The organism is Mycolicibacterium sp. XJ2546 (assembly GCF_053483195.1).
On the sequence record NZ_JBEFRW010000002.1, the window covers coordinates 400,259 to 423,917 of the forward strand.

Consider the following 23,659-nt stretch of genomic DNA (forward strand, 5'->3'; position numbering starts at 1 on the left):
ACCCAGGCGAGGAAAGGGCAAACGATGCATGAGCTGAGGCGTGTCGTGGTGACCGGAGGCGGTGGGTTTCTCGGCGGTCACCTGTGTGAGCGACTGCTCTTCGACGGGGTGGAGGTCACCTGCGTGGACGACCTGTCCACCAGCGCGCCGACGGCCGCCACGCTGCTACGCGACCGACCCGGCTACCGGTTCGTCCGCCACGACATCAGCGAGCCGCTGACCGAGACGCGGCTCGATGTCGACACCGTCTTTCACCTGGCGTCCCCGGCGTCTCCGGTGGACTACATGCGGCTGCCGGTGCAGACGCTGCGCACCGGCGCGCTCGGCACCGCCAACGCGCTCGACTTCGCCGAACGTTGCGGGGCGCGGCTGGTGCTGACCTCCACCAGCGAGGTGTACGGCGACCCGCTGGAGCATCCGCAGCCCGAAACCTATTGGGGCAACGTCAACCCCGTCGGGCCGCGCAGCGTCTACGACGAAGCCAAGCGGTTCGCCGAAGCATTGACATTCGCCTATCAGCGGGGACGGTCAGCCGACGTCGCCGTGGCACGTATCTTCAACACCTACGGGCCACGGATGCGCCCCGACGACGGCCGCATCGTGCCGACTTTCTGTGCCCAGGCCCTGGCCGGTGACCCGATCACGGTCAACGGCACCGGGGTGCAGACCAGGTCGCTGTGCTACGTCGACGACACCGTCGACGCGCTGGTGGCGCTGGCCAGATCGGGCTGCGCAGGACCGGTCAACATCGGCAACCCCGACGAGGTGACCGTCCTTCACATCGCCGAGCTCATCCGCGATTTGGCGGGCAGCGACTCGCCCATCCATTTCCTTCCGCCCGGCGAGGACGACCCGCAGCGCCGATGCCCGGACATCACGCTGGCGCGCAGGCTCCTCGGTTGGCAACCACGGATGCGCTATGCGGACGGTTTGGCCCGCACGGTCGAGTGGTTCCAAGCGCAGCTGACCTCCTCGCCCGAGACCACCGCGGCGGCAGGGTAGTCAGGAGCCGACAATGCGAATCCTCGGAATCAACGCGGTATTTCACGATCCAGCCGCCGCACTGCTGGTCGACGGTCAGATCGTCGCGGCCGCCGAAGAGGAGCGGTTCTCCAGGCGCAAGCACGGAAAGTCCGCAGTGCCGTTCTCGACGTGGGAGCTGCCGGTGGCGGCGGCGCGGTGGTGTCTGCGGCAAGGCGGCCTGAGCCCGGCCGACCTCGACGCGGTCGGCTACTCCTACGACCCGCGCCTGCTGGACGAATCAACCGAGGATATGGCCGGGCTCGACCGCGATTGGGAGTACCTGCGCACCATGTACGCCCAACGCGCACCCAAGTTCCTGCAGTCCGCGCTGCCCGGCCTTGACCCCGGCATCGTCCGATACGTGCGCCACCACGTCGCGCACGCCGCTTCGAGCGCGCTGGCCTCTGCCCACCCCGATTCGGCGGTGCTGGTGGTCGACGGCCGCGGCGAACGCTCGTCGATGCTGGCGGGCAGCTACCGCGACAGCAAACTCGATGTCCTTGCCAGCCAATCGCTTCCGCATTCGCTGGGCCTGCTCTACGAAAGCCTCACCGAGCATCTGGGTTTTCAGCGGTCCAGCGACGAGTACAAGGTGATGGCGATGGGGTCCTACGGGACGCCGCGCTTCATCGACCGGTTCAGGGAGTTGGTCTACGCCACCGGCGACGGCGGGTTTCGTACCCAGCCAATCGATTGGGAGTCGTTCACACCGCGTCGGGAACCTGGTGCGGGCAAGGGCCACGCGCTGGACCGCCCCGAACCGCGGCACGCCGACCTGGCGTGCAGCGTGCAGCGGGTGGTCGAGGAGGTGCTGCTGGATCTCGTCGGCTGGCTGCGAGACGAGAGCGACCAGGAAAACCTTTGTCTGGCAGGGGGAGTAGCCCTCAACTGCGTGGCGAACTCCAAGATCTGGGCACAAGGCGGCTTCTCGAACGTGTGGGTGCAACCCGCCGCCGGTGACGCCGGTACCGCGCTGGGCGCTGCGCTGGCGCTGGCCGGTGAGGCAGGTGAACCGCTCATCCCGATGCCGTCGGCCGCGCTGGGCCGCGGGTTCTCCGACGAGGAGATCGCCGATGTGCTGCGCGACGCCGCGATACCGCACGAGCGGCCCGCTGATCTGGCCGCTGCCATCGGCGACGCGCTGGCCGACAACCAACTGGTGGCCTGGTTTCAGGGCCGCGCCGAGTTCGGCCCGCGGGCCCTCGGACAGCGCTCACTGTTGGCCGATCCGCGCCGCATCGAGAACCTGGAGCGGCTCAACAACGTCAAGGGACGCGAACAGTTCCGGCCCGTCGCCCCGATGGTGCTGGCCGAGCGTGCCGACGAAATCTTTTCCGGCGGGCCGATTCCCAGTCCCTACATGCTGTTCGTCCACGACGTCGCCGAGGGCTGGCGGCCGAAGATCCCCGCCGTCACCCACGTGGACGGCACCGCGCGGATCCAGACCGTCGATCGCGACAACCCGCTTCTGCACGCCACGATCAGCCGCTTCGCCGCGCACACCGGGGTGCCGGTGATCGTCAACACCAGCTTCAACACCGCCGGGCGACCGATGGTGGACAGCCCGCGGGATGCACTCGAATGCTTTGGCAGCGCACCGATCGACGTGCTCGCGATCGGGCCGTATCTCGTCAGGCGGCCGCGATGACACCGGAGTTCGCCGTGGTGGTGCCGACCGTCGGACGGGAATCGGTACACCGGTTGCTGGCCCAACTGGACGGATCCGGTGGCCCGCAGCCGACGGCGGTGATCGTCGTCGACGACCGCGTGCAGCCCACAACGCCGTTGCGCTTTCAGACCAGCCTGCCGGTCACCGTGTTGCACAGTGGGGGACGGGGACCCGCCGCCGCACGCAACCTCGGGTGGCGCGCCGGCAGCGCCGAGTGGATCTGCTTCCTCGACGATGACGTGGTGCCGCAACACAACTGGTTCGAAGCGGTGGCCGACGACCTGGCGAAGGCCGACACCGAAGACGCAGCCGGTTCGCAAGGCGTCATCGACGTGCCGCGCGCACCGGGACGGCGCGCCACCGACGACGAACGTCGCACCCAGGGACTGGCCGACGCCCGGTGGATCACCGCGGACATGGCCTACCGGCGCTCGGCGCTGGTGCGCGCCGGCGGGTTCGACGAGAGGTTTCGGCGGGCCTACCGCGAAGATGCCGACATCGCACTGCGAATCACGTTGGCGGGCAACACCATCGTCAAGGGGACCCGACGGTGCACGCATCCCGTCGCGTCGGCGACGTTCCTCAGCAGCGTACGTGCCCAGCGCGGCAACCGTGACGACGCGCTGATGCTGCGCAAACACGGAAGGCGCTGGCGCCCGGCGATCGGGGAAGGACCCGGACGCCTGCGCGTGCACGCTGCGACCATCGCGGCGGCGCTGACCGCTGCGGCCGCCGCCCTCGCAGGCCGGCGACGCATCGCGGGTTGCGCCGCCGCGCTGTGGGCCGCGCTGACCGCCGAATTCGCCGCCCGCAGATTCTGGGCGGGCCCGCACACCGCGCGCGAAGCGACGAAGATGGCGGTGACGAGCATCCTGATCCCGCCTGTCGCAGTGGCACACCGCATCCGCGGGCAGTGGGCGTTTCGGTCGTCGCGGCCGGAGCCGCCGCTGGCGGTGCTGTTCGACCGCGACGACACCGTCATCGAAGACGGACCGTATCTGCGTGACCCCGCCGGGGTGCGGCCGGTACGCGGTGCGCACGACGCGTTGCGGCGGTTGCGTGACAGGGGTCTGTTGCTGGCGATCGTCACCAACCAGTCCGGCGTGGCCAAGGGACTGATCAGCCCCGACGAACTGGCGGCGGTCAACACCGAAGTCGACGCGGCGCTGGGACCGTTCGGCTCATGGCAGATCTGTGTGCACGACGCCGGCGACGGCTGCGAATGCCGTAAACCCGCACCGGGAATGGTGCGGGCCGCCGCAGCCGAGCTCGGCGTCGAACCCGCTCGCTGCGTGCTGATCGGGGACACCGGCGCCGATGTCGAGGCCGCCCTGTCCGCGGGTGCGCAGGCGGTGCTGGTACCGACCGAGCGCACGCTGACCCGCGAGATCAGCGACGCGCACCAACGTGCCCGCGTCGCCGCGACCATCGGCGACGCGGTTTCGCTCGTGCTCAAGGACTGCCGATGAGTGGCGCCGTGGTTGCCCGACTCGACAGTGCCGGCGATGTGCTGATCACCGGTCCTGCCGTCCGTGCCGTCGCTGCGCGCCACGGCGAGGTGACCTTTCTGGTCGGACCTCGGGGTCGGGCCGCGGCCGAGCTGCTGCCCGCGGTCGGCGACATCATCGAATGGCAGGCGCCCTGGGTCGATTTTGACTCACCCGAACTGACCGCGGGGCATGTGGACGCACTCGTCAAGCAGGTGCGCGACCTGGCGCCCGAACGGGTCTACATCCTCACGTCGTTTCACCAGTCGCCGTTGCCGTTGGCGCTGATCTGCCGGATGGCGGCGGTGCCGTGGATCGGCGCGATCAGCGAGGACTATCCCGGCACCCTGCTCAACCTGCGTCACCACGTTGAAGGCGGTGTGCCCGAACCCGAGCGGGCCCTGTCGCTGGTGCGGGCGGCCGGATGCGAGTTGCCGGCCGGCGACGACGGCAGGCTGCGCGTGCGGACGCCGCCCCATCTGCCGCACACCTTGTCCGAGAAGCTCGGTGACGCACCGTATGTGGCCTTTCACCCCGGGGCGGCGGTGCCGGCGCGCAGACCCACCACCGCGCGAAGCGCCCGGATGGTCGCCGCGTTGGCGGCGGCCGGGCACCGCGTTGTGGTCACCGGTGACGAAACCGAACGTGACCTCACCGCTGCGGTGGCCGGCGACATCGCGATCGACCTCGGCGGGTGCACATCGCTTGCCACCCTGGCCGCGGTGTACGCGGGTGCGAACGTGGTCGTCGCGCCCAACACCGGACCCGCACACCTGGCCGCCGCCGTCGGCGCACCGGTGGTCTCGCTGTTCGCGCCGGTGGTGCCCGCAGAGCAGTGGCTCCCATACGGCCATAACGTCATCCGGCTCGGAGATCAGCAAGCCCCGTGCCGACTCACCCGTGCCCGCGATTGTCCGGTCGATGGCCATCCGTGTCTGGACAACATCACCGACGCACAACTGTGCAGCGCGGTCGACGGAATGGGAGGACAACGATGATCGAGCAACATTTCTGCGCGCTGTCGCGGGCCGTCGATCACATCGGTCACCAGGCGCCCCGGCTCACCGAATGGGGCACGCGGCTCGCCGGGGTGCTCACCGATGGCGGCCGGTTGCTGGCCTGCGGTAACGGCGGCAGCGCGGCCGAGGCTCAGCATCTGACCGCAGAACTCGTCGGACGGTTCCGTGACGAACGAATGCCGTTGTCGGCCATCTCGTTACACGCCGACACGTCGGCGCTGACTGCGATCACCAACGACTACGGGTCCGATGAGATGTTCGCCCGCGGGGTGCGCGCACACGGTCGGCCGGGTGACATCCTGGTCGCCTTGTCCACCAGCGGCACCAGCGCCAACGTGCTCGCCGCCGTCAAGGCCGCCCACGAGACCGGGCTGACCACCTGGGCGCTGACGGGGCCTGCGCCGAACCCGTTGGCCGCCATGTGCGACGACGCGGTGTGCGTGGAAGCGGCCACCACCGCGACCGTGCAGGAGATCCATCTGCTTCTGGTGCACGCGCTGTGCATCGCGCTCGACGACGTGCTGCTGGAGGCGTCTCATGGCTAAGCCGTTGGTCATCGTCGGTGACTCGATGCTCGACGTCGACATCGAGGGCAGCGCCACCCGGCTCAGCCCGGAGGCGCCCGTGCCCGTCGTCGACGCCGAGCGCATCTGGCAGCGTCCCGGCGGCGCCGGCCTGGCCGCCGCCCTCGCCGCCCGCGTGGAGCAGGACGTGGTGTTGGTCACCGCCGTCGGCGACGACGCGGACGGGCGTGCGCTGACCGACCTGCTCGCGCACGCCGGCGTGACGGTGCTTGCCCTGCCGATGTCGGGAACAACGGTGTGCAAGACGAGGATCCGCGCGGCCGGACAGTCGATGCTGCGACTTGACCACGGTACCGGTGTGGCCGCGGGCGACACCGCTCCAGTGGCCGTGGTGACCGCGCTGGAACAGGCGCGCGCGGTGTGCGTTGCGGACTACGGCCACGGCGTCAGCGCCCACCAAGGCATCCGCGACCTGCTGACCCGCATCGCCGACCGGGTGCCGGTGGTCTGGGATCCGCATCCGCGCGGCGCGGTGCCGACCAGGGGATGCTGGTTGGTCACCCCCAATCAGGCTGAGGCCGCCGGGAACCCGCCCGGCTCACTGCGCCGGTTGTGGGACGCCAGAGCGGTGTGTATCACGCTGGGTGCCCGCGGCGCGCTGCTGGCCACCGAGAACGGCAACGTGCCCGTCGGGGTACCCGACGCCGCCGCCCGCGGCGCCGCGGGCGACACCTGCGGCGCAGGTGACCGGTTCGCGATCGCCGCCGCCCAAGCGCTCGGCGCGGGCGCGGACGCGGAGGCCGCGGTCACCGCCGCGGTGGACGCCGCAAGCCGGTTCGTCACCACCGGCGGTGCGGTCGGAGTGTCCAGTCCGGCGGCGCCGGACGGAAACCGGTCGGCGGCAGGGCAAACCGAGCTGATCACTGCCGACGTGTCCGCAGTGCGGGAGCAGCTCCGCCGCCCGGACAAGACGCTGGTCGCCACGGGCGGGTGCTTCGACTTGTTGCACACCGGCCATATCCGGTTACTGCGCCAAGCCCGCCAACTCGGTGACGCGCTCGTGGTGCTGCTCAACTCCGACGCGTCGGTGCGTGCGCTGAAAGGCCCGCGCCGCCCGGTGATGGCCGACGCGGACAGGGCCCGCGTGCTCGCAGCGTTGGCGTGCGTCGACGCCGTCGTCATCTTCGACGAACTGTCCCCAGAGCACGCCCTTGCCCAACTGCGGCCCGACATCTGGGTCAAAGGCGGCGATTACACCGAAGCCGAACTGCCCGAGGCCGACGTGGTGCGCCGCCACGGCGGGGAAGTGGTGCTGCTGCCCACCGTCGCCGGTTACTCGTCGTCCAACCTGATCGCCGCGGCGCGGTCGTGACCGAAAGGAACCACATATGAGCTTGGGCAACATCATTATCACCGGCGGCGCATCCGGACTCGGTGCCGCTACCGCGAAAGCCGTTGCGCAACAGGGTGGAACACCGCTGATCATCGACAGGAACGACCCCGGTGACGGCTCGATGACCTTCGAGCGGGCGGACCTGGCCGACACCGAAGCCGTCGACAGCGCCGTGAAGGCCCTTGCTGATCGCGTCGACGGGCAGGTCCACGGGGTGTTCGCGGCCGCGGGCATCGACTCGTGCGGAAAGCTCGACGACGTCCCCGCCAAGGACTGGGAGCGGGTGGTACACGTGAACCTGCTCGGCACGGCCGCGGTGATCCGCTCCGCGCTGCCGTATCTGAAAAGCACCCACGGCACGATCGTCACCTGCGCATCGACCCTGGGCATCAAGGCCGTCAGCGATGCAACCGCCTACTGCGCCGCCAAGTTCGGCGTCGTTGGGTTCTCCCGCGCGCTGGCCGCGGAGCTGGCCGGGCAGGTCGGCGTCACGACGCTGATCCCCGGCGGTATGCACACCGCGTTCTTCGACGACCGCGACGAGCAGTACAAGCCGCCACCGGACGCCAAGCTCAACCAACCCGAACACGTCGCCGAGACCGTGGTGTTCGCGTTGGCCCAGCCGGCCGGCCGCGAGATCCGGGAGATGGTCGTGTGCGCCTCGACAGAATCCTCGTGGCCGTGAGCCAAGACACCGTTCTGGTTTTGCGTGCGTTGGGCCTCGGCGACCTGCTGACCGGCGTCCCGGCGCTGCGTGGGCTGCGACGCGCACATCCGGAGGCACACATCGTGCTGGCCGCCCCGCAGCGGTACGCGGACCTGGCGATGCTGACGGGTGCGATCGACGAGGTCCATCACACACCGGGACTCGGCCAGCTGGCTGCGCTCGGCCACCCGCCCGCGCTGGCGGTCAACCTGCACGGCAGCGGACCGCAGAGCCTGGCCGACCTGCTGGCGCTGAACCCGCGCACGCTGCTCAGCCATCGGCACCACGCCTACCCCGGCGTTGACGGCCCGCCGTGGCGCGCCGACCTGCACGAGGTCGACCGCTGGTGTGCACTTCTGGAGTGGGCCGGGATCGCCTGCGATCCAACAGATCTCACCATTCCACGCCCGCCCGTCCACCCTGACCGGTCGTCGGCGGTGGTGATTCACCCCGGCGCGGCGTACGGGGCGCGGCGCTGGCCGCCTGAGCGCTTCGCGACCGTCGCCGCCGCGCTGCACGACGGCGGGTACGACGTCGTGATCACCGGTGACGGCACCGAGGTCGAGCTGGCGCGGTCGGTGGCCGACATGGCCGGCCTGCCGCACGGCCGGGTGCTGGCAGGAACTCTCGGGCTGCTCGAATTGGTGGCGCTGATCCACGACTGCCGGCTGTTGATCTGTGGTGACACCGGCGTCGGGCACATCGCCACCGCTACCGGCACCCCGTCGGTGCTGCTGTTCGGTCCGACACCGCCGAGCCGCTGGGGTCCGCGCGGCGCCGGCCCGCACATCGCGGTGTGGGCAGGCGACAAGGGCGACCCGCACGCCGAGGACCCGCATCCCGGGCTGCTGTTGATCACGGTGTCGCGGGTGCTCGAAGCCAGCAAGAACCTGCTGCAGGAGTGCGCATGAGCGGCGTGCGGGTGGGCGTGATCGGCGCCGGCTACGTGGGGTTGACGACCGCCGTGTGCCTCGCTGAGCGGGGGCACTCAACGGTGTGCATCGACGTCGATGCCGGCCGGGTCGAACAACTCAACCGCGGTCAGGCGTCGCTGGACGAACCCGGGCTGCCGCTGCTGCTGCGGCAGGGCATAGCTACCCAAACCCTGCTGTTCAGCACCGATTACGCCGACCTCGCCGATTGCGTCCTGGTGTTCATCTGTGTGCCGACGCCGAGCCGGTTCGACGGATCAGCCGATCTGTCCGCGGTCGAAGCCGCCGTCGCCGAACTGGCCGCGCTGCTGCCGTCGACCGCCGTGCTGGTACTGAAGTCCACGGTGCCGGTCGGCACCACGCGGTGGCTGGCGCGCCGGCTCGAGCCGACCGGTATCCAGGTGGTGTCCAATCCGGAGTTTCTGCGCGAGAGCCACGCCGTCTATGACTTCCGTCACCCCGACCGCGTCGTGATCGGCGCCGACGACGACGCCGCCGCCGCGACCGTCGCCGAGGTGTACGGCAGGTCGGCGCCGATTCTGCGGATGAGCCCGGAAAGCGCCGAGCTGGCCAAGTATGCGAGCAATGCGTTTCTGGCCGTGAAGATCTCGTACGCCAACTCGCTTGCCCGGCTGTGCGCAGGGGTCGGCGCGGACATCGGCGACGTCACCCGTTGCATGGGCGCCGATGTGCGGATCGGTCAGCACTTCCTGCAGCCGGGTCCGGGATGGGGCGGCTCGTGTTTGCCCAAGGACACCGCCGCCCTGCTGCACACCGGTCGGATGGCCGGAGTCGAGCTGCCGGAGGTGGAATCGGCGCGCTGCACCAACGCCGCACAGCCCGCACGGATCGTCTCCACCCTGAGCCGCACGATGGCCACCCCGCTGGCGCATGCGCGGGTGGCCGTGCTGGGCTTGACATTCAAGGCCGGCACCAGCGACGTACGGGACTCACCGGCGTTGACGATCTGCGCCGAGCTGGGCCGAACCGGCGCGCAGGTCACCGGCTACGACCCGCGCCTCGAGCAGATCGACCAGGCCGCGCTGCGGCGGGCCAGCATCGTCGCCGTCGACGATCCGTACCTGGCGGCCAAGGACGCCGACGCCGTCGTCGTACTCACCGAATGGCCGGAGTTCTGCGACCTGAACTGGCCGCTGATCGCCGAACAGTCGCCGGGCGCCGTCGTGCTCGACACGCGCAACCTGCTCGACCCGGCGTCGCTGGCCGACACCGCGCTGACCTATCTGGGCAACGGGACCGCGTCGGGCTACTAGCGGACTAGTGTTTGGCGACCTTGCGGATCAACCGCGCCGTGCTGCGGTCCAGAATCGCCTGCCGCTCATCGGCCGCCTTGATTTTGGCCGCCCGGCGCGCGGCCGAGGCGATGGTGAGCCCCGACTCATAGCCGGTGACCACCCGCGGGTCCACGTAGGAACTGCGCGCCACCGCAGGGGTGTTGCCAAGTTCCTCGGCGACCTCCTTCATCACGGCGGACTCGACCCGTTTGATCACCTTCTTGGTCACCGGTGGGTCAGCATCGACGAAGGCCGCCGCGGCCAGCACCGTGCCATGCCAGGTCCGAAGATCCTTGACGGAATAGTCCTCGCCGACCAGCTCCTTGAACCGATTGTTGAGGTCGTCGGCGTGGATTTCGGTCCAGCCCGAACCGTTGCGGCAGACCAAGAACCGCTCGCCGCGCTCGGGTCTGCGTAACAGCGCGCGCACCGACCTGATCACCTCGGGATCCTCGATGTGCAGGGTTCGGCGCACCCCGCTCTTCGCCGGGTAGTCGAATTCGACTCCCTGAGGACGCACCGTGACGTGATCACAGCGCAGCGTCGCGATCCCGAACGAGTTGTTTTCCTCGACGTATTGCTCACTGCCGGACCGGAAGTATCCGAGATCGAGCAGGTGCAGTGCCAGCGCGAGCACCCGGTCGTAGCTCAGACCGCGACCGCTCAGATCCGACGCGATCCGGCGGCGCATCTCGGGCAGCGCCGCCGACATCTGCAGCACCCGGTCGAACTTCTCCTCGCTTCGTTCCTGCTGCCACTGTTGGTGGTAGAGGTACTGACGTCGGCCGGCAGCGTCGGTGCCCACGGCCTGGATGTGGCCGTTGGGATAGGGGCAGATCCACACCCGCTTCCACGCCGGCGGGATCACCAGGCCCTTGATGCGCTCTAGCGTCGCCGCATCGGTGACCGCGGTGCCGTCGGGATGCTGATAGGAGAACCCGCGTCCGCGCCGCACCCGCCGCAGACCCGGGCCTTGCAGATCGCTACGGCGTAGCCGCATGTTTGATGTCCGAGGTCGTGGGGGTACTGGACCTGCACCATGGTGAAAGAGATTTTGAAGAAGGACCCAGCAAGGTCGACGCTGTCGACGTCACTGCATCATCGGCGCGATCATGACGAACGCGGCGGCGTAGATGGCCACCGCGACCAGAATCAACGCCAGCAGCACCAGCCCGGCCGTCACAAGGATCTTGCGCAACCTAGTGTCCATGTTCGTGGATTACCCGTTGGGCGCAGCCGACACACGCGCGGCTGCACTGGGTTATCGGAGCGCTAGTGGTTAGCTGGGGTACATCCTGGGGTAACCTCGGCTCGACATCGCCGGGAGGGCAAATGGCCGAGGCCACCAACACCAACAACGGGCACCAGCGTGGCGGCTCGTCAGTGGAACTTCGGGTCGCCGCAGAGCTCGAGAACCTCGCCGTGCTACGTACTCTGGTCGCCGCGGTGGCGACCTTCGAAGACCTGGACTTCGATGCGGTCGCCGACCTACGGCTGGCCGTCGACGAAGCGTGCACCCGGTTGATCCGGTCGGCGGTGCCCGGCTCGGTGCTTCTCGTGGTGATCGACGCGCGGCAGGACGCGGTAGTCATTGACGCATCCACCACATGTAGGAGCCCCGACATCCTGTCACCCGGTAGCTTCAGCTGGCACGTGCTCAGCTCGCTGACCGACGAGGTCCGCACCTTCGAGGACGGGCGTGGCCCCGACGACGCGCGGGTGTTCGGGATCTCGATGACGACGAGACGAGCGAGCTCGCTGCAGTGACGCCCCCCACGTCACAGGGTTCGTCATCGCGATCGAACTCTGAGTACGCGGATGTCGCCGACATGTTCCGCGAGTTGAAGGCCGTTCCGGAAGGCTCGGCGAAATTCCAGCGGCAGCGCGACCGCATCGTCGAGCGCTGCCTGCCGCTGGCCGACCATATCGCCAGACGCTTCGACGGGCGTGGTGAGCCGCGTGAAGACCTGGTGCAGGTGGCCCGGGTCGGGTTGGTGAACGCGGTGATCCGCTTCGACGTCGAGGCGGGTTCGGACTTCGTGTCGTTCGCGGTGCCGACGATCATGGGTGAGGTCCGGCGGCATTTCCGCGACAACAGCTGGTCGGTCAAGGTGCCCCGCCGGCTCAAGGAACTGCATCTGCGGCTTGGCGCGGCTACCGCCGAACTGTCACAGCGGCTCGGCCGCGCACCGACCGCCTCGGAGTTGGCCGCCGAACTGGACATGGACCGCGACGAGGTCGTCGAGGGCCTGGTGGCCGGCAGCTCCTACAACACGCTGTCGATCGACAGCGGCGGGAGCGCCAATGACGACGCCCCCGCCATCGCCGACACGCTCGGCGACGTCGACTTCGGCCTCGATCAGATCGAGAACCGAGAAGCCTTGCGGCCGTTGCTCGCTGCGTTACCAGAGCGGGAAAGGACCGTGCTGGTACTGCGGTTCTTCGAGTCGCTCACCCAGACCCAGATCGCCGAGCGAGTGGGCATCTCCCAGATGCACGTTTCGAGGCTGCTGGCGAAATCCCTAGCGCGACTTCGGGACCAGCTGCAGTAGCGGCGGCGATTGACCCTGCACTGCCGACAACGCTTCGTCGACACTCGAGTACATCGGCAGCTGCCAGTCGGGGTCGCAAATATTCAGGATCCGGGCCACCCCGGCACCCGCTGTCAGCGCCCACTCGATACGCGCGCCCACACAGCGCACGTTGAAGGTATGCAGCGCGGAAAACCCTGCCGTGCCGAAGAACTCGACACCGGACAGATCCAGTATCAGCCGGCGGGTCTGGCCGGCGTGGCGCAGCGCGTAGTCGACGAACTCTCGGGAGTTCGCCGCGTCGATCTCGCCGTTCACTGCGATAACCGCGGTGTCGGGCTTCAACCACCGGGTGCTGAACTGCGCGGTGTGGCATTGGACCGAATCGGCGGAGGCTCTCGGCGAAGCGGATGAGGTATCAGAAACAGTAGACATTGTGTGACTCCATCAGTCGGATTCGGGACTGTGGTTCACGTCAAAACAAGTAGACCCTGCGAGCTCAAAGCCTGAATGCAGGAAGCTCTGTCCTGCACGTCGATGACGTTCCCAGCTCGGCTGTGAACTCAACCTGTCTCGAACCCTACGCTGTAGACACCTAACGCACAATTGCAGACGCAGTCTTCTTATAATCGCAGCTCACAGCATCGTGAATCTGAGAGGCCCGATGACGACCACCGCAGGCGTGTTGCTGGCCGCCGGGGCGGGCAGCCGCTATGGAATGCCGAAAGTCCTTGCGGCACAAGGTCATTGGCTGGTATCGGCGGTTTCTGCGCTGCACCGCGGAGGATGCGACGACGTGGTGGTGGTGCTGGGCGCGGCCGTCGTCGATGTGCCCGCACCTGCCCGCGCGGTGATCGCCGAGAACTGGGCGACCGGCCTGTCGTCCTCGCTGCGCGCCGGTCTGACCGCGGTCGACGCCGACTACGCGGTGGTGCTCACCGTCGACACGCCCGATATCGGCGCCGCCGTCGTGTCGCGGGTACTCGCAGCGGCGCGTCGGTCGGCGTCCGGTCTGGCGCGGGCACATTACGCCGACACGCCCGGTCACCCCGTCGTGCTCGCCCGCAGACACTGGGCGCCGCTGCTCGAGCGGCTGCACGGCGACGAGGGCGCGCGGCCGTTTCTGGCGCAGCGCGACGACGTCGTCGCCGTACCGTGCGAGGACCTCGCGACCGGAACCGACATCGACGTCAGATAGCGGGTCACCCCAGCGCTTCGGCGAACCGCCGCACCGCGTCGCCGGCGGCTTGCGCGGCGCCGGCATGGCCCGCGCGTGCCCGCAGACCAATGTGCCCGGTGGCGGGGGACAGCGTCACCTCCGCGAGCATCTCACCGGTCGTCGGTTCGCACACCGCCCACGAATACGTGGTGTCGTCCGCCCACTGCGCGGCCCGCGTCTCGACGTAGTCGGTGTCCGTCGCACCCAACTCGGCCAGCGCAGGCCGATCGTCGATGCGGTCGTCGGCGCGCAAGGCGCGCAGATACCACGCGCCTGCGTTGATCTCGACGGGCTCCATGCGATTTCGGTGCGCTAACGCTCGCTCAGCGCTGGTTCGCGCACCGGAATCACTTGATTTCGGCGAGAACCGTGCCCTGGGTGATGGCCGCTCCGGCCTCCACCGCGAGCCCGGTGATGGTGCCCTCCTTGTGCGCGGTGACGGGGTTTTCCATCTTCATCGCCTCGAGCACCACGACCAGGTCACCGGCGCCGACCTGCTGGCCCTCCTCGACGGCCACCTTCACCACGGTGCCCTGCATCGGCGCCGTCACGGCGTCGCCGGAGGCGGCCGCACCGGCGTTGGAGCCACGCTTGCGCGGCTTGGGCTTCTTACGCACGATGTTGCCGCCCGCTGCGCCGCCGCCACCGCCGATCGCCAGGTCACCGGGCAGCGACACCTCGAGCCGACGCCCGCCCACCTCGACGACGACGGTCTGCCGCGGGATGGTGTCTTCCTCTTCGATCGGGTCACCGCCGGTGAACGGCTCGATGGTGTTGTCCCACTCGGTCTCGATCCAGCGGGTGTGCACGGTGAAACCAGCCGAACCAGCTGAGTCGTCGCCGATGAACGCCGGATCGGACACCACGGCGCGGTGGAACGGGATGACGGTGGCCAGGCCCTCGACCGTGAACTCTGCAAGGGCGCGGCGCGACCGCTCGAGCGCCTCTTGGCGGTTGGCGCCGGTGACGATCAGCTTGGCCAGCATCGAGTCGAACTGTCCGCCGATCACCGAGCCGGTTTCCACGCCGGAGTCCAACCGCACACCGGGGCCCTGTGGAGCCTCGAACTTGGTCACCGGGCCGGGCGCGGGCAGGAAACCGCGGCCGGCGTCCTCGCCGTTGATGCGGAACTCGATGGAGTGGCCGCGCGGGGTCGGGTCCTCGGTGATCTCGAGTGCGTCGCCGTTGGCGATCAGGAACTGCTGGCGCACCAGGTCGATACCCGAAGTCTCCTCGGTCACCGGGTGCTCGACCTGCAGACGGGTATTGACCTCGAGGAAGGAGATCAGCCCGTCCTGGCCGACCAGGTACTCGACGGTGCCCGCGCCGTAGTAGCCGGCCTCCTTGCAGATGCGCTTGGCCGACTCGTGGATCTCCTTGCGCTGCGCATCGGTGAGGAAGGGCGCCGGCGCTTCTTCCACCAGCTTCTGGAACCGGCGCTGCAGCGAGCAGTCGCGGGTGCCCGCGACGACGACGTTGCCGTGCTGATCGGCGATGACCTGGGCCTCGACGTGACGTGGCTTGTCCAGATAGCGCTCGACGAAGCACTCGCCGCGCCCGAACGCCGCGGTGGCCTCGCGCACCGCCGAGTCGTAGAGCTCGGGGATCTCTTCGATGGTGCGGGCCACCTTCATACCGCGGCCGCCGCCACCGAACGCCGCCTTGATGGCGATCGGCACGCCGTACTCCTTGGCGAAGGCCACCACTTCGTCGGCGTCCTTCACCGGATCCGAGGTGCCGGGCACCAGCGGCGCCTGGGCCCGCGCCGCGATGTGCCGCGCGGTGACCTTGTCGCCGAGGTCGCGGATGGACTGCGGGCTCGGGCCGATCCAGATCAACCCGGCGTCCAGGACGGCCTGGGCGAAGTCGGCGTTCTCCGACAGGAACCCGTAGCCCGGGTGGATCGCGTTGGCGCCCGACTTCGCGGCGGCATCGAGCAGCTTGGCGAAGTCGAGGTAGGACTCCGCGGAGGTCTGCCCGCCGAGCGCGAACGCTTCGTCGGCGAGTCGTACGTGCGGTGCGTCGGCGTCGGGTTCGGCGTACACGGCCACGCTCTGCAGCCCCGCATCCCTGGCCGCCCGGATGACCCGGACCGCGATCTCCCCACGGTTGGCGACGAGCACCTTGGAGATCTTTGAGCTGGCGTGACTTGCCACGTGGCCTCCTGACGGCATATCTCTAAGAAACGTCTTTAAGAATCTATCCCGGGGCAGTTTAAGGGGCGATGCGGGGCACCTGATGACGCGGTGCCGGAAAGTCTCCACAGGCATCCGGCCGCTGAGCAGTCGACTCGCAATTTCTTGACTCTGCGCCCAGGGCGCGATAGTGCGGCTGCACGAGCCGTCACCGCAGAGTCAACGCGTCAGCTCGCCCGTTCGACGAAAGAACTTGCACCGCGGGACTTTTCCCAAAGCCCCAGCTCCCGTGGAGCTAGCGCAGCCGGCGTTTGATGCGGGCCAGCATCGCCGAGATGCCGCGCAGCCGCAGCGGGCTGATCAACGCGGCCAACCCAAGTTCGGAATAGAAGTCGTCGGGCACGGCCAGGATCTCGTCGGCGGGTTGGTCGTCGAGCCCGGCGGCCAGGATCGCGGCGAACCCGCGCGTGGTCGGGGCTTCGGCCGGCGCGCTGAAGTACAGCCGGACGTGTTCGCGGTCCTGGGCATCGACATGCAGGAACAACGGCGACTGGCATTCGGGCACCGGCTCCATCGCGGCCTCTTCGAGATGGGCGGGCAGTGCTGGAAGCTCCATGGCGAACTCGAGGAGCAGTTGCAGCTTGTCCTGCCCCTGCACCTCGGCAAAATCCGACACCACCTCGGCTAAGGGGGTCGGCATGCTCACGGCGCTTCGCCTGGCTCTTCCCCGACCGCGACGGGCACGCGCACCGCGTTGCCCCATTCCGTCCACGAGCCGTCGTAGTTGCGCACATCGGGCAGGCCGAGCAGATGGGTCAGCACGAACCAGGTGTGGCTGGAGCGCTCACCGATGCGGCAGTACACCACCGTCCTATCGTCGGGCTGCACGAAGCCGTAGAGCTCCTCGAGTTCGGCGCGGCTGCGGAACCGGCCGCTGTCGTCGGCCGCCTTGGCCCACGGGATCGACTTGGCGGTGGGGATGTGGCCGCCGCGCAGCGCGCCCTCCTCGGGATAGTCCGGCATGTGCGTGCGCTCGCCGGTGTACTCCTGCGGTGAACGCACGTCGATGAGCGGCTCTTCGCCGAGGATGGCCAGCACGTCTTCCTTGTAGGCGCGGATCGGTGCGTCGTTGCGGTCGACGACGGGATAGCCGGTGGACTGCGTGCTGGGCACCGCGAGGGTGGTTTCGCGGCCGTCGGAGATCCACAAATCGCGTCCGCCGTTGAGCAGCCGGACATCAGGGTGCCCGAACAGGGTGAACACCCACATCGCATAGGCGGCCCACCAGTTGCTCTTGTCGCCGTAGACCACGATGGTGTCGTCGCGGGATATCCCCTTGCGGTTCATCAGGTCAGCGAACTGCTCGCCGTTGATGTAGTCGCGCACGTGCGGATCGTTGAGGTCGGTATGCCAGTCAATCTTGACGGCGCCGGGGATATGGCCGGTGTCGTAGAGCAGCACATCCTCATCGGATTCGACGATGGCTAAGCCCGGCCGGCCGAGGTTGGCCGACAACCAATCAGCGGTCACCAGGCGTTCCGGATGGGCGTACGCCTGCAGGGCGGGATCTGGATCGGGTGGCAGAGGCACAGTCAGAGCCTACCCAGCCGCCAGGGCGCGTGGCATGTCCCGCCGTGCAAAAAGAACTCTGGCAAAGTATTGTGTGCACTCGTGTCGGGGTCGTTGCATTCAACAAACTCGAGGAAATATGCCTGAGCCAGCAAATTACGACATTGGAATAGTCGGACTGGGTTATGTGGGGCTGACCTTGGCCACGGTGCTCGCCGAAGCCGGCTACTCGGTGATCGGGGTGGAGAAGCGGCCCGAACTGGTGGCGATGACCAACGAGGGCACACCGCACTTCACCGAAACCGGTCTGCCCGACGCACTGGACGGTGTGACCAGGTTCAAGAAGCTGGTGGCCACCGAGCGGTTCGACAACAGCTTTACCTGTGATACATACATCATTACGGTCGGCACACCGCTTTCGGCGGCGGGTGTGGCGCAGATCGACATGATCGAGTCCGCCGCGCGCGACATTGCCGAGAATATGCGCGACGGCGCCCTGGTGATCCTGCGCTCGACGGTCAAGATCGGCACCACCCGCCAGGTCGTCGCGCCGATCCTGGCGGCCAGCGGCAAGCAATTCGATATCGCAATGTGTCCGGAACGGACGCTGGAAGGCCGGGCACTATCGGAATTGCGCGAATTGCCGCAAATTGTCGGTGCCGACAATTCCGAGGTGGCTGACCGGGCGGCCGCGGTATTTCGCCGGCTAACGAAATCCATCGTCCTGGTGTCCGATATCGAGACGGCCGAGATCATGAAACTGGTCAGCAACACCTACCGCGATGTGCAGTTCGCCTTCGCCAACGAGGTGGCCCGGGTGTGCGACGCGTTCGGCGTCAGCGCGCACGAGGTCATCTCGTCGGGCAAGCTCGGCTACAACCGCACCAACATCCCGCTGCCGGGTCTGGTCGGCGGGCCGTGCCTGGAGAAGGACCCGCACATCCTGATGGAAAGCGCGCGCACCCGCGGCCTCGATCTGGAGATCACCAAAGCGGGCCGGATGGTCAACGAACGCCAGCCGGAGGAGACGGTGCGCTTCATCAGCAGCGAGATCGAACGGCGCGGTCTGCAGGCGTCGGCGCCGATAAAGATCAGCTTGCTCGGCATGGCGTTCAAGGGGTCGCCGGAGACCAGCGACCTGCGCGGATCGATGTCGATCAGGGTGCTCGACGCGCTCAAGAAGGCCCATCCCGGAGCCGAAATCTGCATTTACGACCCCGTCACGCCGACCGGTCTGCTGGCGGCCGAGTTTCCCGACGAGGCCGTTTTCGACCGGTTCGGCGACGCGGTCAGCGGCGCGTCGGTGGTGGTGATCGGCAACAACCACCCGTCGCTCGGCACCATCTCGCCACGCACCATCAGCGAGTTCATCAAACCGAACGGGTTCGTCTTCGACTACTGGAACCATTTCAGCCACCTGCCGGAGTCCGAACTGGGTGACTCCTACTTCGCCGTCGGTAAGAGTGGACGCGTGGTGTGCGATGCCTGACCGCGTGGTGATCACCGGCGGGTGCGGCTTCATCGGGGCATACCTGGCGCGGCGGATGGTCGTCGACGGCTGGAACGTGGCCGTCGTCGACTCGATGGTGCGCGGCGACGCGGGACGCCTTGGCGACGTCGCCGACGACGTCGAACTGTTCACCAACGACGTTCGCGACCAGGATGCGTTGGAGCGGGCGTTCAAGGGCGCCGACGTGGTGATGCACCTGGCCGCCATCAACGGCACCGAAAACTTCTACACCAGACCGGAACTGGTGCTCGACATGGGTCTGCGCGGTGTGCTGGCGGTGAGCAACGCCGGTCGCAACGCCGGGGTGCCCGACCTCGTAGTGGCGTCGACGGCCGAGGTGTACCAGACGCCACCGGTGATTCCCACGCCGGAGACGGTTCCGCTGATGCTGCCCGACAGCCTCAACCCGCGCTACTCGTACGGCGGCTCCAAGATCGTCAGCGAGCTCATCGCGTTCAACTATGGCCAGGAGCACTACCGCAAGGTGCAGGTCTTCCGGCCGCACAACGTCTACGGTCCCGATATGGGTTTCAAACATGTTGAGCCGCAGCTGATTTTGCGGTCACTAGACGCCCAGGAGGCCGGTGACAGCGTGCTGCCGATCCAGGGCGATGGCACCGAGACGCGCTCGTTTCTCTACGTCGACGACTGCGTCGACGGCATCCTCACCATGTATGAGCATGGCGCGCACCGCGAGATCTACCACATCGGCAACGACGAGGAACTCACGATCCGCGAGCTCGCCACCAGGATCGCCGGGATCGTCGGCGTGGAGCTGGACATCAAACCCGGCGAGGCCCCCGAGGGCGCCACGTTGCGGCGCTGCCCAGATATCGCCAAGATGCGCGCGCTCGGGTGGGCGCCAAAAGTCGGTCTCGACGATGGGTTGATGCGCACCGTCGACTGGTATCGCGCGCACCGCCGCGATGTGCCGCCCAACGACCTGATGTAGCTCTCCTTTATGGCGCGAGCAGACGCAAACTCGCATAACAATCGGCCCGCGAGTGCGAGTTTGTGTCTGCTCGCCGAGAGAGGCGTTATCCACAACGGCGTTTTCATCCCCAGATTGGCCTGCGGCCGCAGGTTCTCGACCCGTAGGCCTTTGATGAGTTCGGCATGAACGCGGCTGCCCTGACCCTTCTCGATGAACACGGCGGAATCGCAACGACCGGACAGTTGCTGACGGTCATGACCCGTCAGCAGCTCGACGTAATGGTTCGCAACGGCGAACTCGTTCGGGTGTGGCGGGGGATATACAGCACGGCTGAACCCGACCTGCACGGTCGATTAGCGGCGTTGGATCTTTTGATGGGCCAACCTGCGGTCGCGTGTATGGGCACGGCCGCAAGCCTGTATCGCTTCGATGTGCAGGACACCAAAAGGGTGCACGTGCTCGACCCAGGTGTGCGGATGCGGCCGACGACCGGTTTGATGGTCCACCAGCGTGTGGGCGCGCCACTACAACGGATCGCCGGCCGGCTGGCGACGGCACCCGCCTGGACCGCTGTGGAGGTCGCGCGGCAACTGCGCAGGCCCCGAGCGCTCGCCACTCTCGACGCCGTGCTTCATGTAAACGCCTGCACGCCTGCACAACTCGAGGACGCTGTGCGTGAACAGAAGGGCCGCCGCGGGATTGTTCAGGTGCGAGAGCTGCTGCCGCACGTCGACGGCCGCGCAGAGTCGGCGATGGAAAGCGAGGCACGCCTGGTGATGATCGATTACGGGCTGCCGATGCCTGAGTTGCAGTACGAAATCGTCGGCCTCGACGGCACGGTGTACCGCGTCGATTTCGCCTGGCCGAAACAGCGTGTGGTCGCGGAGTACGAGAGCGTCGACTGGCACGCTGGCAGGCTCGAGATGCTCAGGGACAAGAAGAGGTACGCCGGTGTGCAAGAGGTGGACTGGACGATGGTCCCGATCACCGTTGACGACGTCAGACGTGAGCCGTGGCGGCTCGCCGATCGCCTCCGGTCCCACCTGTCGCGTTCCGCGGCGGCCAGTTAACCCCCGCGAGCAGACGCGAAATCACACAAAACTTGGTAGTTGAGTGCGAGTTTGTGTCTGCTCGCGCGCGCTGCTCGCGCTGCTAGCGCTGCTCGCGCTGCTCGCGCTCAAGGGGTGACCGGGTTGGCGGCCCAAAGGTCGGCGATCGACAACCCCGCCTCACGCAACAGACGACGGGTCAACGGCAGGCCGATGCCGACCACCGACGACGGGTCACCGTCGACCCCTTCGATGAACCAGCCGCCCAGCCCGTCGATGGTGAAACCGCCGGCCACCGCGGTCGGCTCACCGGTGGCGACGTAGGCGTCGAGCTCATCAGCAGACGGCACCCCGAAGTGCACCGTGGTGGCCATGCTGTCGGCGCACTGATACGCAACAGCGTTGTCCCGTAACCGGATAACGCAGTGACCGGTGTACAGCTCACCGGACGTGCCGCCCATCTGCTGCCAGCCGGCGCGTGCTGCCGCGGCTGTCGCGGGCTTACCGACGAGCGCCCCGTCGCGGTAGAGCATCGAATCGCAGCCGATGACCACGCAATCGGCCGACACAGCCGAATCCAGCCCGCCGAGGACCGCCTCGGCTTTGGCCGCCGCCAGCGCCGCCGTGATCTCCGACGGCGTGGCCGCGGGATCAAGCCCTGCGAGCACAGCGTCCTCGTCGACGCCGGAGACGATGACGAGCGGATCTATTCCGGCCTGCCGCAATACCTTTCGGCGGCCCGGCGATGCCGACGCGAGGACCACCCGCGTCATCGGCGCATGTGGGTCCGTTCCACCAACGTCACCCGCTGCCAGCTGAACGACGAGTAGCGCAGCCGGTCAACGGGATGACCCCACAAGTTCTGCTCCTGCTCGCGCGGCTCTTCCGGAGTCCCCGACGCGGCGGCGAACACGGCGAGCAGCGCCGCGAGCTCCTCGGCGGTCGGGTGCCCGGACACCACTTGGATGTGCGCCTCGTGCGCGTGCGGATCCTCAACCACAGCCCCGCTCACAGCGGCTGAATTGTTCGCCCCGCTCACAGTGGAATATTCCCGTGCTTCTTCGGCGGCACCTGGCTGATCTTGCGCTCCAGCAGCCGCAGCGCAGTGCCCACGTAACCGCGGGTGTGCGACGGCGGGATCACCGCGTCGACGTAGCCGCGTTCGGCGGCGATGTACGGGTTGACCAACGTGTCCTCGTACTGCTGTTGCAGCTGTAAGCGCAGCGCCTCAACGTCGGCGCCGTCCTTCGCTGCTTGACTGAGCTCCTGGCGGTAGACGAAGCCGACCGCGCCCGACGCGCCCATCACCGCGATCTGCGCCGTCGGCCAGGCCACGCAGACGTCGGCGCCCATGTCCTTGGACCCCATCACGCAGTAGGCGCCGCCGTAGGCCTTGCGGGTGATCACCGTGATCTTGGCCACGGTGGCCTCACCGTAGGCGTAGAGCAGCTTGGCGCCGCGGCGGATGATGCCGTTGTATTCCTGGCCGGTGCCCGGCAGGAAGCCCGGCACGTCAACCAGCATCACGATCGGGATGTTGAAACAGTCGCAGGTCCGGATGAAGCGAGCGGCCTTCTCGGAGGCGTTGATGTCCAGACAGCCGGCGAACTGGGTGGGCTGGTTGGCGACGATGCCCACCGGACGACCCTCGACGCGGCCGTACCCGACGACGATGTTGGTCGCGTAGTCCGACTGGATCTCGAGGAACTCGTCGTCGTCGAGGATCCTGGTGATCACCGTGTGCATGTCGTAGGGCTGGTTCGGCGAGTCCGGGATCAGCGTGTCCAGCTCGAGGTCCTCGTCGACGAGGTTGTCCTCGATCGCGCCCTCAGGCACCGGGGCCGGGTAGCGCGGTGGGTCGGCGTAGTTGTTGGACGGCAGGTAGCTCAGCAGGTCGCGAACGTAGTCGAAGGCGTCCTGCTCACCGGAGGCGACATAGTGCGCGGTGCCCGACTTCGACATGTGGGTGTGCGCGCCGCCGAGCTCCTCCATCGTGACGTCCTCACCGGTGACGGTCTTGATGACGTCGGGGCCGGTGATGAACATCTGGCTGGTCTGGTCGACCATGATCACGAAGTCGGTGAGCGCGGGGGAGTACACGTGCCCGCCCGCGGCGGCGCCCATGATCAGCGAGATCTGCGGGATGACGCCGGAAGCCTTGATGTTGTTGTAGAAGATCCGGCTGTACAGGCCCAGCGAGACGACGCCCTCCTGGATGCGTGCGCCGGCGCCGTCATTGATGCCGATCAGCGGGCGGCCGGTCTTGATGGCCAGCTCCTGGACCTTGACGATCTTCTCGCCGTAGACCTCGCCGAGGCTACCGCCGAACACCGAGGCATCCTGGCTGAAGATGCACACCTCGCGGCCGTCGATGGTGCCGTAGCCGGTCACCACGCCGTCACCGAGCGGACGCTTGCTGTCCAGCCCGAAGTTCTTGCTGCGGTGCCGCGCCAGTGCGTCGAGTTCGACGAACGATCCCTCGTCGAGAAGCGCCAGAATGCGTTCGCGGGCAGTCAATTTGCCCTTGGCGTGAATCTTCTCCACCGCCGCCTCACCCACCGGGTGCAGCGTCTCCTCCTCGCGCCTGCGCAGATCGGCGAGCTTGCCGGCGGTGGTGTGGATATCGATCTCGTGCGTTTCGCCCGGTTCGGTAACGCTAGTCAT

Annotated in this window: 24 protein-coding genes; 15 read left to right on the forward strand and 9 right to left on the reverse strand. The window is 67.8% G+C overall.

Translation table 11 applies throughout. The annotated features are described in order from the left end of the window. Positions 1-24: 24 nt before the first annotated feature. The 9 genes from ABQE44_RS05490 to ABQE44_RS05530 are packed head-to-tail and all read left to right on the forward strand — an operon-like array spanning position 25 to position 10,027. Positions 25-1,002, forward strand: coding sequence for a UDP-glucuronic acid decarboxylase family protein (locus ABQE44_RS05490; protein ID WP_448393035.1), 978 nt, complete (start codon positions 25-27; stop codon positions 1,000-1,002). 13 nt (positions 1,003-1,015) lie between these two features. Further along, the gene (locus ABQE44_RS05495; protein WP_448428647.1) at positions 1,016-2,671 is read left to right on the forward strand and encodes a carbamoyltransferase family protein; all 1,656 of its coding nucleotides are present in this window, start codon (positions 1,016-1,018) and stop codon (positions 2,669-2,671) included. Next, complete coding sequence (locus ABQE44_RS05500; protein ID WP_448428649.1) at positions 2,668-4,161, forward strand: HAD-IIIA family hydrolase; 1,494 nt, start codon at positions 2,668-2,670, stop codon at positions 4,159-4,161. Before ABQE44_RS05495 ends, ABQE44_RS05500 begins: the two co-directional genes overlap by 4 nt. After that, a complete protein-coding gene (locus ABQE44_RS05505) occupies positions 4,158-5,177 on the forward strand; it encodes a glycosyltransferase family 9 protein (protein WP_448428651.1) in 1,020 nt (339 codons plus the stop codon). The genes ABQE44_RS05500 and ABQE44_RS05505 overlap by 4 nt, the downstream gene beginning before the upstream one ends. Then, on the forward strand, positions 5,174-5,743 hold the full coding sequence (locus ABQE44_RS05510; RefSeq protein WP_448393039.1) for a D-sedoheptulose-7-phosphate isomerase: 570 nt from the start codon (positions 5,174-5,176) through the stop codon (positions 5,741-5,743). The genes ABQE44_RS05505 and ABQE44_RS05510 overlap by 4 nt, the downstream gene beginning before the upstream one ends. Further along, complete coding sequence (locus tag ABQE44_RS05515; RefSeq protein WP_448393040.1) at positions 5,736-7,094, forward strand: PfkB family carbohydrate kinase; 1,359 nt, start codon at positions 5,736-5,738, stop codon at positions 7,092-7,094. Before ABQE44_RS05510 ends, ABQE44_RS05515 begins: the two co-directional genes overlap by 8 nt. A gap of 16 nt (positions 7,095-7,110) precedes the next feature. After that, a complete protein-coding gene (locus ABQE44_RS05520; RefSeq protein WP_448428653.1) occupies positions 7,111-7,800 on the forward strand; it encodes an SDR family oxidoreductase in 690 nt (229 codons plus the stop codon). Then, a complete protein-coding gene (locus ABQE44_RS05525) occupies positions 7,797-8,732 on the forward strand; it encodes a glycosyltransferase family 9 protein (RefSeq protein WP_448428655.1) in 936 nt (311 codons plus the stop codon). The genes ABQE44_RS05520 and ABQE44_RS05525 overlap by 4 nt, the downstream gene beginning before the upstream one ends. Beyond that, positions 8,729-10,027 (forward strand): UDP-glucose dehydrogenase family protein, encoded by a 1,299-nt coding sequence (locus ABQE44_RS05530; RefSeq protein ID WP_448393043.1) that lies wholly within the window; start codon positions 8,729-8,731, stop codon positions 10,025-10,027. Before ABQE44_RS05525 ends, ABQE44_RS05530 begins: the two co-directional genes overlap by 4 nt. 4 nt (positions 10,028-10,031) lie before the next feature. Here ABQE44_RS05530 and ABQE44_RS05535 read toward each other — a convergent pair whose 3' ends face one another. Then, positions 10,032-11,048: a DNA topoisomerase IB gene (locus ABQE44_RS05535; protein ID WP_448428656.1), complete on the reverse strand. Its 1,017-nt coding sequence runs from the start codon at positions 11,046-11,048 to the stop codon at positions 10,032-10,034. A gap of 332 nt (positions 11,049-11,380) precedes the next feature. On the opposite strand from ABQE44_RS05535, the gene ABQE44_RS05540 reads away from it, so the two are divergent. Beyond that, the gene (locus tag ABQE44_RS05540; protein ID WP_448393045.1) at positions 11,381-11,815 is read left to right on the forward strand and encodes an ATP-binding protein; all 435 of its coding nucleotides are present in this window, start codon (positions 11,381-11,383) and stop codon (positions 11,813-11,815) included. A gap of 62 nt (positions 11,816-11,877) precedes the next feature. Beyond that, positions 11,878-12,600, forward strand: coding sequence for an RNA polymerase sigma factor SigF (locus ABQE44_RS05545; protein WP_448393144.1), 723 nt, complete (start codon positions 11,878-11,880; stop codon positions 12,598-12,600). Here the strand turns inward: ABQE44_RS05545 and ABQE44_RS05550 are convergent. Beyond that, on the reverse strand, positions 12,571-13,014 hold the full coding sequence (locus ABQE44_RS05550; protein ID WP_448428658.1) for an STAS domain-containing protein: 444 nt from the start codon (positions 13,012-13,014) through the stop codon (positions 12,571-12,573). The two genes, ABQE44_RS05545 and ABQE44_RS05550, sit on opposite strands and share 30 nt — an antisense overlap. Before the next feature lie 229 nt (positions 13,015-13,243). Here ABQE44_RS05550 and ABQE44_RS05555 point away from each other — a divergent pair, with 229 nt between their 5' ends. Next, positions 13,244-13,777, forward strand: coding sequence for a nucleotidyltransferase family protein (locus ABQE44_RS05555; RefSeq protein ID WP_448393047.1), 534 nt, complete (start codon positions 13,244-13,246; stop codon positions 13,775-13,777). 4 nt (positions 13,778-13,781) lie between these two features. Here ABQE44_RS05555 and ABQE44_RS05560 read toward each other — a convergent pair whose 3' ends face one another. The 4 genes from ABQE44_RS05560 to ABQE44_RS05575 all read right to left on the reverse strand — a co-directional run bounded on the left by ABQE44_RS05560 (position 13,782) and on the right by ABQE44_RS05575 (position 17,523). Beyond that, entirely contained in the window at positions 13,782-14,096 is a 315-nt protein-coding gene (locus ABQE44_RS05560) for a hypothetical protein (RefSeq protein WP_448393048.1), read from the reverse strand. A 49-nt stretch (positions 14,097-14,145) separates the two neighbouring features. Then, entirely contained in the window at positions 14,146-15,954 is a 1,809-nt protein-coding gene (locus ABQE44_RS05565) for an acetyl/propionyl/methylcrotonyl-CoA carboxylase subunit alpha (RefSeq protein WP_448428660.1), read from the reverse strand. 274 nt (positions 15,955-16,228) lie between these two features. Beyond that, a complete protein-coding gene (locus tag ABQE44_RS05570; protein WP_448393050.1) occupies positions 16,229-16,696 on the reverse strand; it encodes a SufE family protein in 468 nt (155 codons plus the stop codon). Further along, entirely contained in the window at positions 16,636-17,523 is an 888-nt protein-coding gene (locus tag ABQE44_RS05575) for a sulfurtransferase (protein ID WP_448393051.1), read from the reverse strand. The genes ABQE44_RS05570 and ABQE44_RS05575 overlap by 61 nt, the downstream gene beginning before the upstream one ends. A gap of 118 nt (positions 17,524-17,641) precedes the next feature. Here ABQE44_RS05575 and ABQE44_RS05580 point away from each other — a divergent pair, with 118 nt between their 5' ends. The 3 genes from ABQE44_RS05580 (at position 17,642) to ABQE44_RS05590 (ending at position 21,016) form a co-directional block, all read left to right on the forward strand. Then, positions 17,642-18,991 carry a nucleotide sugar dehydrogenase gene (locus ABQE44_RS05580; RefSeq protein WP_448428662.1) on the forward strand — a complete coding sequence of 450 codons (1,350 nt, stop codon included), beginning with the start codon at positions 17,642-17,644 and terminating at the stop codon, positions 18,989-18,991. After that, complete coding sequence (locus tag ABQE44_RS05585; protein WP_448428664.1) at positions 18,984-19,964, forward strand: NAD-dependent epimerase/dehydratase family protein; 981 nt, start codon at positions 18,984-18,986, stop codon at positions 19,962-19,964. The genes ABQE44_RS05580 and ABQE44_RS05585 overlap by 8 nt, the downstream gene beginning before the upstream one ends. A gap of 164 nt (positions 19,965-20,128) precedes the next feature. Further along, positions 20,129-21,016, forward strand: a complete 888-nt coding sequence (locus ABQE44_RS05590) for a type IV toxin-antitoxin system AbiEi family antitoxin (RefSeq protein WP_448393054.1) — start codon at positions 20,129-20,131, stop codon at positions 21,014-21,016. A gap of 107 nt (positions 21,017-21,123) precedes the next feature. On the opposite strand, the gene ABQE44_RS05595 is transcribed toward ABQE44_RS05590, so the two are convergent. From ABQE44_RS05595 to ABQE44_RS05605, 3 genes are read right to left on the reverse strand one after another with little or no spacing between them, the layout of a single operon-like run. Further along, entirely contained in the window at positions 21,124-21,768 is a 645-nt protein-coding gene (locus tag ABQE44_RS05595) for a Maf family protein (protein WP_448393055.1), read from the reverse strand. After that, positions 21,765-22,034 carry an acyl-CoA carboxylase epsilon subunit gene (locus ABQE44_RS05600; protein WP_448393056.1) on the reverse strand — a complete coding sequence of 90 codons (270 nt, stop codon included), beginning with the start codon at positions 22,032-22,034 and terminating at the stop codon, positions 21,765-21,767. Before ABQE44_RS05600 ends, ABQE44_RS05595 begins: the two co-directional genes overlap by 4 nt. Beyond that, entirely contained in the window at positions 22,031-23,659 is a 1,629-nt protein-coding gene (locus ABQE44_RS05605; RefSeq protein WP_448393057.1) for an acyl-CoA carboxylase subunit beta, read from the reverse strand. The genes ABQE44_RS05600 and ABQE44_RS05605 overlap by 4 nt, the downstream gene beginning before the upstream one ends.

Excerpts from the sequence above, each read along its gene's own strand:
- ABQE44_RS05520 (WP_448428653.1), top strand. The coding sequence starts at position 7,111 with ATGAGCTTGGGCAACATCATTATCACCGGCGGCGCATCCGGACTCGGT.
- ABQE44_RS05500 (WP_448428649.1), top strand. The coding sequence starts at position 2,668 with ATGACACCGGAGTTCGCCGTGGTGGTGCCGACCGTCGGACGGGAATCG.
- ABQE44_RS05535 (WP_448428656.1), bottom strand. The coding sequence starts at position 11,048 with ATGCGGCTACGCCGTAGCGATCTGCAAGGCCCGGGTCTGCGGCGGGTG.
- ABQE44_RS05530 (WP_448393043.1), top strand. The coding sequence starts at position 8,729 with ATGAGCGGCGTGCGGGTGGGCGTGATCGGCGCCGGCTACGTGGGGTTG.
- ABQE44_RS05490 (WP_448393035.1), top strand. The coding sequence starts at position 25 with ATGCATGAGCTGAGGCGTGTCGTGGTGACCGGAGGCGGTGGGTTTCTC.
- ABQE44_RS05590 (WP_448393054.1), top strand. The coding sequence starts at position 20,129 with ATGAACGCGGCTGCCCTGACCCTTCTCGATGAACACGGCGGAATCGCA.
- ABQE44_RS05570 (WP_448393050.1), bottom strand. The coding sequence starts at position 16,696 with ATGGGGCAACGCGGTGCGCGTGCCCGTCGCGGTCGGGGAAGAGCCAGG.
- ABQE44_RS05515 (WP_448393040.1), top strand. The coding sequence starts at position 5,736 with ATGGCTAAGCCGTTGGTCATCGTCGGTGACTCGATGCTCGACGTCGAC.
- ABQE44_RS05510 (WP_448393039.1), top strand. The coding sequence starts at position 5,174 with ATGATCGAGCAACATTTCTGCGCGCTGTCGCGGGCCGTCGATCACATC.
- ABQE44_RS05605 (WP_448393057.1), bottom strand. The coding sequence starts at position 23,659 with ATGACTAGCGTTACCGAACCGGGCGAAACGCACGAGATCGATATCCAC.
- ABQE44_RS05595 (WP_448393055.1), bottom strand. The coding sequence starts at position 21,768 with ATGACGCGGGTGGTCCTCGCGTCGGCATCGCCGGGCCGCCGAAAGGTA.
- ABQE44_RS05545 (WP_448393144.1), top strand. The coding sequence starts at position 11,878 with ATGTTCCGCGAGTTGAAGGCCGTTCCGGAAGGCTCGGCGAAATTCCAG.
- ABQE44_RS05495 (WP_448428647.1), top strand. The coding sequence starts at position 1,016 with ATGCGAATCCTCGGAATCAACGCGGTATTTCACGATCCAGCCGCCGCA.
- ABQE44_RS05580 (WP_448428662.1), top strand. The coding sequence starts at position 17,642 with ATGCCTGAGCCAGCAAATTACGACATTGGAATAGTCGGACTGGGTTAT.
- ABQE44_RS05585 (WP_448428664.1), top strand. The coding sequence starts at position 18,984 with ATGCCTGACCGCGTGGTGATCACCGGCGGGTGCGGCTTCATCGGGGCA.
- ABQE44_RS05540 (WP_448393045.1), top strand. The coding sequence starts at position 11,381 with ATGGCCGAGGCCACCAACACCAACAACGGGCACCAGCGTGGCGGCTCG.
- ABQE44_RS05505 (WP_448428651.1), top strand. The coding sequence starts at position 4,158 with ATGAGTGGCGCCGTGGTTGCCCGACTCGACAGTGCCGGCGATGTGCTG.
- ABQE44_RS05560 (WP_448393048.1), bottom strand. The coding sequence starts at position 14,096 with ATGGAGCCCGTCGAGATCAACGCAGGCGCGTGGTATCTGCGCGCCTTG.
- ABQE44_RS05550 (WP_448428658.1), bottom strand. The coding sequence starts at position 13,014 with ATGTCTACTGTTTCTGATACCTCATCCGCTTCGCCGAGAGCCTCCGCC.
- ABQE44_RS05555 (WP_448393047.1), top strand. The coding sequence starts at position 13,244 with ATGACGACCACCGCAGGCGTGTTGCTGGCCGCCGGGGCGGGCAGCCGC.